15 protein-coding genes are annotated in these 11,985 nt (G+C 42.1%); 11 read left to right on the top strand and 4 right to left on the bottom strand.

The genetic code is table 11. From position 1 onward, the window contains the following. Positions 1 to 8: 8 nt before the first annotated feature. The 3 genes from ACM0OY_RS37500 to ACM0OY_RS37510 form a co-directional block, all read right to left on the bottom strand. Positions 9 to 590 carry a P-loop NTPase fold protein gene (locus ACM0OY_RS37500; RefSeq protein ID WP_414573791.1) on the bottom strand — a complete coding sequence of 194 codons (582 nt, stop codon included), beginning with the start codon at positions 588 to 590 and terminating at the stop codon, positions 9 to 11. 594 nt (positions 591 to 1,184) lie between these two features. Further along, a complete protein-coding gene (locus tag ACM0OY_RS37505; RefSeq protein WP_414573792.1) occupies positions 1,185 to 2,102 on the bottom strand; it encodes a hypothetical protein in 918 nt (305 codons plus the stop codon). Between the two features lie 227 nt (positions 2,103 to 2,329). After that, a complete protein-coding gene (locus ACM0OY_RS37510; protein ID WP_094346501.1) occupies positions 2,330 to 2,656 on the bottom strand; it encodes a helix-turn-helix domain-containing protein in 327 nt (108 codons plus the stop codon). 211 nt (positions 2,657 to 2,867) lie between these two features. Between ACM0OY_RS37510 and ACM0OY_RS37515 the strand changes: the two genes are divergently transcribed. The 9 genes from ACM0OY_RS37515 to ACM0OY_RS37555 all read left to right on the top strand — a co-directional run bounded on the left by ACM0OY_RS37515 (position 2,868) and on the right by ACM0OY_RS37555 (position 8,919). Continuing rightward, entirely contained in the window at positions 2,868 to 3,740 is an 873-nt protein-coding gene (locus ACM0OY_RS37515) for a hypothetical protein (protein ID WP_414573793.1), read from the top strand. A 119-nt stretch (positions 3,741 to 3,859) separates the two neighbouring features. Beyond that, positions 3,860 to 4,186, top strand: a complete 327-nt coding sequence (locus ACM0OY_RS37520) for a hypothetical protein (RefSeq protein ID WP_414573794.1) — start codon at positions 3,860 to 3,862, stop codon at positions 4,184 to 4,186. Beyond that, on the top strand, positions 4,179 to 4,382 hold the full coding sequence (locus tag ACM0OY_RS37525; RefSeq protein WP_414573795.1) for a hypothetical protein: 204 nt from the start codon (positions 4,179 to 4,181) through the stop codon (positions 4,380 to 4,382). The genes ACM0OY_RS37520 and ACM0OY_RS37525 overlap by 8 nt, the downstream gene beginning before the upstream one ends. 25 nt (positions 4,383 to 4,407) lie before the next feature. After that, the gene (locus ACM0OY_RS37530) at positions 4,408 to 4,866 is read left to right on the top strand and encodes a DUF1392 domain-containing protein (RefSeq protein WP_414573796.1); all 459 of its coding nucleotides are present in this window, start codon (positions 4,408 to 4,410) and stop codon (positions 4,864 to 4,866) included. A 40-nt stretch (positions 4,867 to 4,906) separates the two neighbouring features. Beyond that, positions 4,907 to 5,707 carry a KilA-N domain-containing protein gene (locus ACM0OY_RS37535; RefSeq protein ID WP_414573797.1) on the top strand — a complete coding sequence of 267 codons (801 nt, stop codon included), beginning with the start codon at positions 4,907 to 4,909 and terminating at the stop codon, positions 5,705 to 5,707. Between the two features lie 23 nt (positions 5,708 to 5,730). Continuing rightward, complete coding sequence (locus ACM0OY_RS37540; RefSeq protein WP_414573798.1) at positions 5,731 to 6,555, top strand: hypothetical protein; 825 nt, start codon at positions 5,731 to 5,733, stop codon at positions 6,553 to 6,555. A gap of 51 nt (positions 6,556 to 6,606) precedes the next feature. After that, positions 6,607 to 7,539 (top strand): hypothetical protein, encoded by a 933-nt coding sequence (locus ACM0OY_RS37545; protein ID WP_414573799.1) that lies wholly within the window; start codon positions 6,607 to 6,609, stop codon positions 7,537 to 7,539. Between the two features lie 285 nt (positions 7,540 to 7,824). Then, complete coding sequence (locus ACM0OY_RS37550; RefSeq protein WP_414573800.1) at positions 7,825 to 8,283, top strand: hypothetical protein; 459 nt, start codon at positions 7,825 to 7,827, stop codon at positions 8,281 to 8,283. Between the two features lie 30 nt (positions 8,284 to 8,313). Continuing rightward, positions 8,314 to 8,919 (top strand): MT-A70 family methyltransferase, encoded by a 606-nt coding sequence (locus tag ACM0OY_RS37555; protein ID WP_414573801.1) that lies wholly within the window; start codon positions 8,314 to 8,316, stop codon positions 8,917 to 8,919. 60 nt (positions 8,920 to 8,979) lie between these two features. Here ACM0OY_RS37555 and ACM0OY_RS37560 read toward each other — a convergent pair whose 3' ends face one another. Further along, on the bottom strand, positions 8,980 to 9,936 hold the full coding sequence (locus tag ACM0OY_RS37560; RefSeq protein WP_414573802.1) for a cytosolic protein: 957 nt from the start codon (positions 9,934 to 9,936) through the stop codon (positions 8,980 to 8,982). A 41-nt stretch (positions 9,937 to 9,977) separates the two neighbouring features. Between ACM0OY_RS37560 and ACM0OY_RS37565 the strand changes: the two genes are divergently transcribed. Together ACM0OY_RS37565 and ACM0OY_RS37570 are read left to right on the top strand one after the other, a co-directional pair. Beyond that, a complete protein-coding gene (locus ACM0OY_RS37565; RefSeq protein ID WP_069074860.1) occupies positions 9,978 to 10,784 on the top strand; it encodes a DUF5131 family protein in 807 nt (268 codons plus the stop codon). Positions 10,785 to 10,847: 63 nt separating this feature from the next. Then, positions 10,848 to 11,948, top strand: a complete 1,101-nt coding sequence (locus ACM0OY_RS37570; RefSeq protein ID WP_414573803.1) for a hypothetical protein — start codon at positions 10,848 to 10,850, stop codon at positions 11,946 to 11,948. The last annotated feature ends 37 nt before the right edge of the window (positions 11,949 to 11,985 follow it).

Below are 11,985 nucleotides of genomic sequence, written 5' to 3' on the forward strand. Positions count from 1 at the left end.
GGGTTGGTTTACTCACTGCTGCTACTGTACTTCACAAGACTGATAACCGCTATAACTTTTTCTCGATATATTCTTAAATCATTATCTTCACTATTATTTAAAGGCTCACTATTTAAGATAATGATAATTTTACAATCTTTTTGTTCTTTTAATAGTGAAATAAAACCAAGCAGATCACGAATCTTAAAATTATCTCCTTTTCGCTCAACATCATCAATACAAATGATTATTTTATTAAGAGATAAAAATGCAAAACTATCTAGCAATAAAGATAGATTTGCATTCTTAAAAGAAGGTAAGCTTGGGATAAATTTTAAAATCTTTCTACCGACAGTTAAACTTTCAATACTTTTTCTAAAAGTTTCAATATTTGGTTTTACTCCAATTGTACTAGTATCTATGACTTGTTCAAATATTTTTAACTTCAAGTTATCTAATGAATTACAACCAAATAATGATACATACGCATATCTTTTTAAAGCAATTCTTCCTTCATTTTTGGCATCCTCAAGAAATTTATTCCAAGTGAACGTTTTGCCAACGCCCCATTCACCTCGAACCGCTAGTACCTCTGGTGTTTCACTACCCAAGAATTTATTTATCTGATTTCTTACTAATTTAATGGACATTTCAAACTTTTATCTAATAGATTAATTTTTATAGTTTATAATACAGTTTTTAAATATATTCATGATTACAGATATGTAGATAATAAAATCTACACTTTATTTAAAAGTTATTATTCTTAACAGGTTTTATTTTTTATATTATACTCAGACTTCAAACCAGTCAAATAAGCGCGATTCAGCTTCCCCAATAACTCCAAACACTTCTGAATGTATTACTTTAACATATATTAATATACTGAACAGTCAACTGATGATCACAAACGAGCGATTGCCAAAGAAGCAATGCCAGTTATCTGCATCTTTACATCTTCTGAGGTTTTATTAGGTTTTGTTCATTTCTAGCCAGTTGTAGAGTGGGAACGGAACTCCATTGAGCGCTGTATGAATCATGTAGAGGGGTTCTACAGCACTCAACTAAACAACTGGCATAGCTGGATGTCAAGAAGCGGGAAGTTTTATCTTTTCCCTCGTACAACTTCTTCACTGTCCCGTTGTGTTGCTAACTCCATTGAAACTGCAACCCAAAGACATTGGATGCCAATTTGCCAAAATTGTTTAGGGTGTTATCTCTGCCCCGTATTCAGACTCTAATACATTCAACAACTTCTCTTCCACAGCCGTTAAATAAGGCCGATTCAGTTTCCCCAACGACTGCAACAGACTTTTGACTGTCTCCTCCAGCAAATCGGAATACACCCGACTGATGCGATCGCTCAAAGACTGCATCTGTTGACACTCCTGGGGCAGGTAGTTAAAGGACTTCAGGTGCTGCAACCCAACGGCGTACTCGCCATCCCACATTCTCACGGTGCAAGTGAAGTCACTCACTGCGCTTACAATTGCCCAACACCCACCTTTGCCTCTCAGTTCCGGGTTGTCTTTGACAAGGATTTGGCAGACTTCGCCCAACTGGTAGGTGTTTGGTACTTTGGTTCGCTCCATGATGCGCTGCACCACATCTTTGACGATTCTACCAGTTGGCACTTTCCCGTCAGCAAGTTCTACTGCTTTTAGCCACGCTTCCTGCTGTTCCTGGGGTTCAAGCTTTGTCATGGGTCGAACTTGCCCCTCTGCTGTTGGCAAAATGTCCACAATTTGTGGACATTTTTGCAAGTTGTCCACAACAACTGCCGCATCAACTAGCTGGTAAGAACGAGAACGATTGTAGCCAAACCTGTCTAAACAGTACTCATCAAAGGTTTTGTGCGTGGAGCGATATAATCTGCGATCGCGTAATTCTATTAAAGCTTTGCCTGCTTCAAAAAACGCCCGCTCCACTTTCCTCTCCAAGTGCAGGCGATCGCTTTGCTCCTCTTGGGTCAACTCTGTTACTTCAACAGCGCTAACTGTAATTGTTGCTGTAGCTGGGTTTTCTTCTTGGGAGATATCTTCAAGGCCGTGATCATCTGGCGGTGTGCTATCCCTGAATGTGGCAGAGGTGGCTTTTTTGCGCTTAGAGGATGGTTTAGTCATAATTCCACCTCTTGAACAGTACTTGAAGAGTTAACTTTCAGGCTCTTGTCCTCATTTACCTCTACCCATAGCAGCTTCCAACCATACTTGTTTTCCATATTGCGGCACTTCTCTTTCCTCTGTTGCAGCGTGCCGCGACTCTAATTTTTCTTGGTACTCATGCCCTACTCCACTTCAAGAGAGCAACGCTAATGCTACAGGCTTGATTAAATTTAAAGCGATTGCACTCATGCTGCAATCATCCCACTTGCATTTGTGCTTTTTGAATTGAGTGTGCTGATTTTGCCTTCTTTAACTTCATCAGCTACTTGAACTACTTTTTGTTCCTTCTCAGAACTTCCACCATCCTTATCAGGTACGCGAACTAGTAGATCGCCAACTTCACACTCCAAAATCTGGCATAACTTGTCTAATGTCTCCAAAGGTATTGATTTGGCTTTGCCATACTCAATTTTCTGAACATTAGCCAACGACATTTCAAGTCTTCTTGCTAGCTCATTCTGCGAAATTCTTCTTTCGTTTCTAATTTCTTTAAGTCTTACTTCCACGGGCATGAGTTGAATTCATATAAATAGATTAACCTACTTTTAGTAGTCTATCTATCAATAGTATTTATTGTAAGTAGCTCAATAGATAACTAACTATCATATAACTATCTATTGTCTTACCTACTAATAGTAGGTATTATAGTAATAACAAAAGACGACACCCCAAGCCTGGTAAGCAAAAGCGTCGTCTTTTGAACCCTTTACAGGAATCTATATCATGACATATCCCAAATACACACAGCAAGCCCTCTCTTGTTACACCGTCCCGCGCCTCAAAAGAATCGCTGCCGAACGTGGCGTTACACCCACCGGGGACAAAAGAGCGGCTGACACCTGGGTAAACGCAATTATCACTGACCAATCCACTAAGCTTCAAAAGGTTGACAACCAAGCCACAGCCCAAGCCGAACTCGACAACTACATCGCTGACCAAGCCCAAGCCATTGCTCCCGAACCCCTCAGAATAGTCGAAATCTCGTTTTCTGATTACGAATATTACGCTGATGACAAACTAGTAGCCAGCATCAGCCATGACGATAACCACTTAACGCAACGCTGGGTAGTCATGATCAACGACAAAGAAGTATTTCGTGCCAACACTCTAATGCGTTGTGATCGCTTCATCTGCACTCACTACAAAGACGGTTCATTACCTGTGCAAGAAGAAGCAGAGGTGCAGGGGAGCAGGGGTGCAGAGGGGAAAAACTTACAACAACTTTCTCCTCTGCGCCTCTGCGCCTCTGCCCCCATGCTTTCCTCTTCGACCGAAAACCAAATCATGGCGCATATCTTCAACGAGTGCCAGAAGTACGGGTTTGAAATTCTCGATGATGGCATTTACAACAACAACGGCGTGAAACTGGGGCAAGTCGGATGCACTAACAGGAACTGGTGGGTGAAGAGGCGTTATTCAGTTCAGCAGCAGTATTCTAACTCTGTGTTTGATGCTGTGCGCTCATTGTCGATGGTGGATGTGTCTACCGATGGTAAATCCATTTTTGATGAATATTTTTTAGACCAACCGTTAGAACAGCTAACTGGCGATAAATTGCAACGGCTGCTGGAGAGAACGGAGTTAGTCACAGCGTAAAGAGGCAGGGGGGCAGAGGGGCAGGGGGGCAGAGGGGAAAGAATCTGTACAAATCTCTCCTCTGCTCCTCCGCTCCTCTGCTCCTCTGCTTCATTGTCCCTTCATTCACCTATTCATCTATGCAACCCACAATCTCGATCCCACAACACTGGCCCTACCCTCGCTTTGCTTTGGAACAGCGTACACAACAGGGCATCATCTTGGGACTTTATTACTATCCCTCTGGTACAGAGTTGGCTGAACAATTTGATGATGGTTGGCGCTATGTGCTGATACCTAATAAAAACTCTGATGAAACATCCTACTTGAAAGAGAATCAAATCCAACCGCTCACGCCAGAAGAATTATTCCAGCAAATTACCGCAGAGATTGACTTTTATCAACAGCAGATAAATATTCTCAATCGGCAGTTAACTGCATTAACTGGAGGCTCAAACAATGGCTAAGGAAGCAAACAATAGTTTTGACCGTAGAGCTAATCATCTGCTGCGTGTGCTTCAGTTTTGCGGTGGTTGTGTGCCATTACATCGGTTGCAATTCCAATTCTCAGATTCAGTTATTCAAACTCTGCTGGATAAAAAACTGGTGCAAGTGCAGAACACGGGACGCGGCTTCTTGTTGGAAATTGCTGAAGATTTTTAGGTTATTAATCCCAGGGAAGAAAAGCATGATTGACCATATTAACGCACTTAAAACCAGTTGGTATATCTCCCCGCCTTGGGGTCAAACAATTCCGCCCGTTGAGGTAAATTTACTGGAGAGAGTTTACCTGAAAACCACAAGAACATTTGGCTATTGCTCTGGTGTGCAATGGAAATATGAGTGTTGGCTTTATACAGTCATCTCTGGTGATGAAATTGTCCACGCTACAGAACATCAAATCATTGGGACTGGGCAGTTAGAAACCCTCACTGTGCAAAAATCTGCTTTCGTTTTAGGTCAGAAAGTAATCCTTTGTTCTTATGGGGATAACACAAAACAACGGCTGATTCTGGGGGTTGTACTTGTGGATAAGTTTTGGTTTTACCTTGTCGAATTGGTATCGCCAACATTGGCTGAAACACCGACCATACTTAATCGCTTCTCACTGGTTGGTGAAAAAAGTTTGGTGCGTGTGAATGCCTGAATTAATTAACTATTTTGTTCAACACTTCTGGTAATAAACTATGTTGACACACTCATGGCGCGACTCAGAAATTCAGCAAATGCCCCAAGATGGAGAAATAGGTAAATACAGTATCCCAAAGGGCTATGTGAATGCAACCCAGATGGCGAAAGCTAATAAGAAATTATTGGCTGATTACATCAGGTTGAAGTCTACAACCGAGTATTTGCAGGCTCTTAGCCACGATATGGGAATCCCCATATCGTCACTTGTAATCGAAATCTCTGGACGCGCTAGCTCCCAAGGCACTTGGATTCATCCAGAAATCGCCATTGATTTAGCTCGGTGGGTATCTGTAGAGTTCCGCATTTGGGCCAACAGAACCTTAATGAAAGTAATGCTCACAAGCCAAGTCGAGCCAGTACAAGAGCAAGAACCACCAAAAGCATTAGTCCCATCCCATGAAGCTGCACAGTTAGCTCTGTTGGTGGGTGAATTCGCTGGGTTAGAAAAATCCCTAACCGCTCAACTTGCAGTTAACGCCGCCACCAGAGTTAATCCTGCACTTAAACCAGCAGCTGATGAACTCAAGTCAGCCATCGCAATTACCAACGTCAGTGATGACGCATACCTCAAGCCTACAGATATTGGCGAGAAAGTTGGAATGAGTGCGGTGGCAGTGAATAACTGGTTGGTTCATGCTGGCTTGCAATACAGAACACTGGACAAGAAAATCCCATATCGTCCAACCGATTCAGGTAAGCAATGGGGGCGGATGGTTTCAGCGATCGCCAAAGGTTCAAATCAGACTGTTTTTCAACTGCGGTGGTTGCCTGAGATAGTTAAAGTCATTTGTCAATAATATCCTGAGTAAACCTTATAGCTATGTCTCCCCTACCAGCTTTACAACTACTCCTCCAAGACAATCCCAACTTATTCACTACAGAAGGTTTATCAGCCTTACTGGAAGACTGTATTCGTCTAAAATATCCCGAACGCCACAAATTCACTTACCCCTCTCTGCTAAACCAACAGGTTTACTTGTCCCTTGCAAACCTTGGCAACGGTAGCAGTGAAGATGAAGAAATCGTTCGTCGCATTCTGTCAGACCCTAAAGGCTGGTGCATGGATGCCCCAGCAGAGGTAAAAGAAGGGGCTAAGTTTTATGACATGGGTAAAATGTTTGGCCCTCGTTTTGGAACTGACCTTTTTATTTACCACACTGTTCGAGACAACATTCAAGAGCTTCAGAAAAGGTTAGGCATTTCTGGAGTGAGAATGAGAAATATCTCTGTACGCGATCGCTTATTTTCATTCCCGACAGTAGAGGATCAGTTAATCACGCTGGATGAAGATCGCCTTACCCTTCAACAAGCTGTACCAGAAATCATCAAGTATTTTGTCAGCCTTGTGCAGATGCAGCCTGCATACAAATTATTTTTAGTTGATGAGAAAGAGCAAAAAATTTCCGTTTCAGTCATAGCAGTTGAAAATGCGGCATCAAAGACAGTAATAGCAGAGGTTTACACCGAATCTTACAACTGGGAGCTAACAGGAGCTAACTGTTGGCGGGGCAAAAGTGTTGAAAGATTAGACCCTGATGAAATCCGTCTTACCCTTCATCTCGACTGGGACGAGAACGAGTTCATCTTCTTCGACGCTCATCACCCAGACCCCAAGCGATGCCCTTGGTTAGAGACAGCAGAGTAAAACACATTTTTAAACTTGTGCAAGTCTGAAAAATTATTTTAGGAGCGAACTATGACATTACTCTTAAATCAGTCGCTACTGCTCGAATCCAAATCTTTTAGAACGGAAGCCATCACAAACTTTTCTGACGACAAGGCAATAGATATTCTGGCAAAGGCTAAAGCAATTATCTTTGCAGTTTGGAGTGGTAGTGGTTGGGCGACTACCGCACAAATCGCAGAATATTTCGGAACTACGGAGTCATCTGTCAGAGAACTCTTTCGAGTTAATGGATCTGAATTTCGAGACTGGGAAACCAAAACCCTTACTGGTAAGGACTTACGGGATGCTCGTCAGACGCTCTGTTTACCATCCCGAACATCCCAAGCCAGAGTTTTCTCCGCATTAGGCACACTCCGAATTGCAATGCTTTTGACCGAATCGGAGATTGCTGCTCAAGTACGCACTATCATTTTAGATTTAGTTTCATCTGTACCAGCGATCGCTCCCCAGCAACCCACTACACCAGTCCTCCCCCCAGTTGAGCAACGGCTAGATACTTTTGTCAAAGCAATGAAGACTTTAGCCGAACTCACCGGTGGCAGACTCAACCCTTACATGGAACAGAATTGCAAAGACTTCGCCGCCAATTTGATAGCTGACTACAACAGACAGTCCCTTACCAGCACACAAGAAAAGTGGATGGGCGTGGTCAACTTTGCAGAGAGCGAACTGGGTAAGAAAGTCCCCCTGAGCGGCTCCCATTATCGCGGACACTTGGGCACATGGGTGAGAACATTCTACCCACACTTGGGCGATCGCCAAGAAACACGATTGGTCAATGGTGTTCAACAGCCCGTCTATGTCTACGCTTGCCATGATCCGGCTGTTGCGGCTGGGTTGACCAAAGCTATAGAAGAGTTCTTCGCTCATCCTAGCCCTGGTGCAGCACTAAGGCAGGCGGGAGCTTTCGCTAGCAAGAAAGAACCAGTGCTGACCAAGTGAAAGCGAACGCCCCCACCACAGGAACGTTCGCTAATTTAAAGACGTAAGTTATTGCTAAAGCATCGAATATTACCAATAACATTAAAAGTTTCTCTTTCACATAGTCAAGCAACTAACAGCACTTTGACATTATTTGTTACAAAGAGGATTTCTCTAGCAAGTAATACACATCTCAGAAAGTCTCGTCACTTCAAGATTCCTAACAATCAAAATAAAAAGCGATTGCTGCTTCATAAGTAACAATCGCTACATAAAAACACTCATTGTATCTCTAGGGTAACAACAATGAAAGCCATAGTCACAGTAGTTGAAAAAATCTCATCTGAAGCTCACATTGATATTCCTGAAGGTTTAGCAGAATCAGGTATTAGACAGCATGTTGTAGACCATTACAACAGTGGCGAAATGCTTCCCCTGCTGAACATTTTCCACGTTGATTTTGAATCTATCAGCGTTCACATTGGTAAAAAGTCCCAAATCACTTGGCAACCTGGAAAGCCTTGGAGTCCAAAGCATCCTTATTACTTTTGCAAACTTGGAAGATTTACTTTGACTCTGTTAACCGACACAGAGCAAAACTTGACTCGTACAGAAGTTTACTTTGGGCATCACAAGCAACTTATTTACACATCAGAAAAAGAGATATCCAAAGAATTGGCAACAGTCGAACTCCAAAATTTCTTAAGTGGATTAGCTGTTGAACTTCAGACTTTAAGCCACATTGAATTTCCAGAACAAGACTGAAATTAACATTGAAAATAACAGGAGTTAAACATGAGACTAACAACATTAGAAGGTCAATACCAGTGCATCGTGATTGACCCTCCCTGGTTCTATCGGCTGAGAAATCAGGATAAAACTCACCGAAACCGCATTAACTACAAGCCAATGCATATAGAAGAAATATTGTCATTGCCTGTTCCAGACTTAAGCGATTGCAGGGGGTCAGTTCTTTGGCTTTGGTTCACCAACAATCACATGATTGAAGCGGCTCAATGCTTGCAAACATGGGGATTTGAACTCAAGACTATTTTGACTTGGGAAAAAGTTACCAAGGATAACACTAAAACACATCTAGGTGTCGGTCATTGGTTGCGGAATTCGACTGAACATTGCGCTTTAGCTGTTCGTGGGAATGTGAAGGCTTTTGCTGGACGGACACTCACAAACCAGTCAAGCATTTTACACTCACCCCGTCGTGAGCATTCACGTAAGCCCGAACAGTTTTTTGAACTTGTAGAAAAGCTGTGTCCTGATATGACCAAGCTGGAGATGTTCGCACGTTCGTCTAGAGTTGACTGGGATTGTTGGGGTGATCAGGCGGATCTGTTTGATCAGCTTAATGCAGAAAATGATAACGATACTTCATTGAGTGCTTAATTAACGCTAATTTCGGCACTCAAAACTTGCTGAACCTTGAAAATTAAATATCAAAAAATTCTAATTTTCTAGCGGTGTGTCATCTGCTGTCTGATAAATAGAACGCAATTCATCAATAGTATTTGCTGTTTCTATTGCTGACAAGATTGATTCCAGCAATCTGAAATCTTCAATTTTCTCAATTTCAGGTAATAAGTTTTGTCCAGGTGTTCCAAATTTGAGTTTTAATCCCAAAGCTATGCCTTTTAATAAAGATTCTATTCGAGCAATTCTTTCAAAACTAGTAACGTACTGCATACGCTGTTGTGCCTCCAATTGTTCGACTTCTCTTTTAAACTCTAGTTCTAAATCCAATGGTAACGTTAGCATCCAATCGATGAAAACTAAAAGGTTAACAACAGCCTCGCGTTCAAACCCTTGCTCATACAACCGACGCACTAAATTCAGTTTTGATTGTTTCCTTTGTGACCTATTACTACGGGTTTGCACTGCTGCCAAGTGAGCCATTACCACCGTAGCAAAGGGGTTTCGACTGGCTTCTAGCTCCGACAACCTTTGTTTATAGTCTAGCAGCTTGATTACAGGAAACTGAAAATCAACCGTACAACCAAACAAATCGTACCCAAACTGCGATGGTCGCCAGTTGATGTTGTCATCTCCCAGTATCGCGCATGATGCAACAGAGCGATCGTAACGGTCAAAAATTCGATAGTTGTAGACAAACATCCGTTTAGGAAAATCGGTTTCCTCTTGACTTTGGATTTCTATATGAATCAATAGCCAAGATTCTTCGCCCCCAATGCGATAGATTTTCACCAATTTATCAATTAGTCGTTTTCCTAATTCAGCATCACGAACTACTTGCTGTAACTCTTGGTCTAGAAACTCAAAACCTCTACTCCAATCAATTTGAGCATGGGCTTGAGGAAAAAAGAATTGCATGAAGTCTTCAAAATACAACTGCAACATCTGCTTCCACGGGGAATCATATTCCGTTTGAGGTGTTTTATTAGTCATACTCAACTGTTCAATTTCAAGTTAATGAGAGAAAAGTAATCATGCCAACAAATATAGAATGGGCAGACTTAACAGATAATATCATCCGTGCCAAGCGAGGCGGTTGGTGGTGTCAAAAAATATCTGATGGGTGTAAAAATTGCTATAGCGAAAAGCTAAATCAAAATTCTTTTTTTGGTGGGAATAAGCAACCCTACTCTGGGCAACCACCAGAGCTAGTGTTAGATACAGAAGCTATTCGGAAATGGAGGTTCCAAAGGAAACCTAAAAAGCATTTCGTTTCTTCAATGACTGATGTTTTTGGTGAATGGATTCCACGTTCTTGGCAACATGAAATGTTAGATGGAATGTTCGTAGCGCCAAAGCAGATATTCCAAATCCTCACTAAGCGCCCAGAAGTTATGTTGTCATCTATAAATGAATGGCTCTCTAATCATGGGCTAGAGGAATTACCTTCTAATATTTGGGTTGGAACTTCTATAGAAAACCGTCACACTCTTGAAGAACGTAGTCAATTCCTTGCCCAAATTCCAGCTAGTGTTAGGTTTTGGTCAGTGGAGCCATTACTAAAACATTTGGGCGATATTAGCCAATATTTGAATGATGTCCAGTGGCTTATTATCGGTGGTGAATCAGGGCCAGACTCTAGACCATGCCATATCGAATGGGTCAAGTCTCTCGTCAAACAGTGCAACGAGTCAAAAACGCCTGTGTTTGTCAAGCAATTGGGGTCAAATGTTTATTTGAATCAGCAACCTTTTAAAACGAAACACCCCAAAGGCGGCGAACTTCCTGAATTTCCTCAACAAATACAAATTCGGGAATTTCCAAACTTGACTTGTGATTAGAAACAAATCCCTCGATTGTTAAGAGACTTTCGAGGGAAGGCAATTTTTATTAGGTATATCATTATGAGTTTAGCAGAAAATCAAATCAATAATCGGACAGCTTTTGAAGTCTTCATTCCCGGTTTTTTTGATGATTATCCACTTGAATCATCAGAATTTAGACTGTACGCGCATATCCAAAGAAGAGCAGGTGTAAGCGGTTGTTTTGAGTCTATCCCTAAGATGGCTAAACATTGTTACATCGCTCTCAAAACTGCCAAAAATGCCATCAAGCTTTTACTAGCTGCCGGAATGATTGAAATACAAGAACGTATTGGAACGACCAATATTTATACTCCCACTCCACCTTCTTTGTGGGTTTCTCCTGACCAAATTCAATTACTTCGCTCCCAAATCAAGACAACAAAAGAAACCCCAGTCAAAATTAACCCCAGTCAAAATTGCACGGGGGGTGGGGTCAATTTTGCACCCAGTGGGGGGGTCAATTCTGCATGGGGGGTGGGGTCAAATTTGACCCACAAAGGTATTCCCATTAAGGTAATCCCATCTAAGGAATTCACACTAAGTGCAGTACCCCCAAAAAACGAGTGTGTGTGTGAAGAAACTAACTTGGATTTACAACCAAATCAGGAAGAAGAACCAATTCCCGAATCTTCGTCTTCACAATCAAACCAGGAAGAACCAATTCCCGAATCTTCGTCTTCACAATCAAACCAGGAAGAACCAATTCCCGAATCTCTCACTTCGTTGTCAAATCAATCCGAGTATGAGCATCAAATAGACATTCCCTCATGTAGACCTACTATTGCGGCGGGGTTATTCGATAAAAACGAACAAGCAAACAAGAAACCAAGCAAACCAAAATTTCAGTCGATTGATGATTTGCTCAATCACATCCTGCTTGACCCCGGCATCTTGGCATCTGAGCCTTTACCCGCAGTTTACAGAAATGAAATCAAGCTCCGTTCTTGGCGTTTCCCTTGGCGCACTTCTTGCAGAGACAACATTTACCAAACCTGCGATCGCCGTTTGGTGGAGTTAATCGCCAAGGAGAGAGCCGAGTGGGACAAGGTTAATTGGCAGCAAAAAGTCCCCACTGTGATCAAATCAATCAGCAATTTGGAAGTGAGTAAAGCTGGTTTAGAAGCATCGGTAAGAGGTTAGAGTGATTGCACTTTTGTCAAGAGGGTGCAGGAAAAGG

Origin of the sequence: Nostoc sp. CCY 9925, assembly GCF_963920935.1 — a bacterium.
In the GTDB taxonomy this organism is placed as follows: domain Bacteria; phylum Cyanobacteriota; class Cyanobacteriia; order Cyanobacteriales; family Nostocaceae; genus Nostoc.

Bases quoted from the DNA above. Each gene is read 5' to 3' on its own strand.
- ACM0OY_RS37550 (WP_414573800.1), top strand. From the start codon at position 7,825: ATGAAAGCCATAGTCACAGTAGTTGAAAAAATCTCATCTGAAGCTCAC.
- ACM0OY_RS37535 (WP_414573797.1), top strand. From the start codon at position 4,907: ATGTTGACACACTCATGGCGCGACTCAGAAATTCAGCAAATGCCCCAA.
- ACM0OY_RS37565 (WP_069074860.1), top strand. From the start codon at position 9,978: ATGCCAACAAATATAGAATGGGCAGACTTAACAGATAATATCATCCGT.
- ACM0OY_RS37545 (WP_414573799.1), top strand. From the start codon at position 6,607: ATGACATTACTCTTAAATCAGTCGCTACTGCTCGAATCCAAATCTTTT.
- ACM0OY_RS37560 (WP_414573802.1), bottom strand. From the start codon at position 9,936: ATGACTAATAAAACACCTCAAACGGAATATGATTCCCCGTGGAAGCAG.
- ACM0OY_RS37570 (WP_414573803.1), top strand. From the start codon at position 10,848: ATGAGTTTAGCAGAAAATCAAATCAATAATCGGACAGCTTTTGAAGTC.
- ACM0OY_RS37525 (WP_414573795.1), top strand. From the start codon at position 4,179: ATGGCTAAGGAAGCAAACAATAGTTTTGACCGTAGAGCTAATCATCTG.
- ACM0OY_RS37505 (WP_414573792.1), bottom strand. From the start codon at position 2,102: ATGACTAAACCATCCTCTAAGCGCAAAAAAGCCACCTCTGCCACATTC.
- ACM0OY_RS37555 (WP_414573801.1), top strand. From the start codon at position 8,314: ATGAGACTAACAACATTAGAAGGTCAATACCAGTGCATCGTGATTGAC.
- ACM0OY_RS37510 (WP_094346501.1), bottom strand. From the start codon at position 2,656: ATGCCCGTGGAAGTAAGACTTAAAGAAATTAGAAACGAAAGAAGAATT.
- ACM0OY_RS37530 (WP_414573796.1), top strand. From the start codon at position 4,408: ATGATTGACCATATTAACGCACTTAAAACCAGTTGGTATATCTCCCCG.
- ACM0OY_RS37515 (WP_414573793.1), top strand. From the start codon at position 2,868: ATGACATATCCCAAATACACACAGCAAGCCCTCTCTTGTTACACCGTC.
- ACM0OY_RS37520 (WP_414573794.1), top strand. From the start codon at position 3,860: ATGCAACCCACAATCTCGATCCCACAACACTGGCCCTACCCTCGCTTT.
- ACM0OY_RS37540 (WP_414573798.1), top strand. From the start codon at position 5,731: ATGTCTCCCCTACCAGCTTTACAACTACTCCTCCAAGACAATCCCAAC.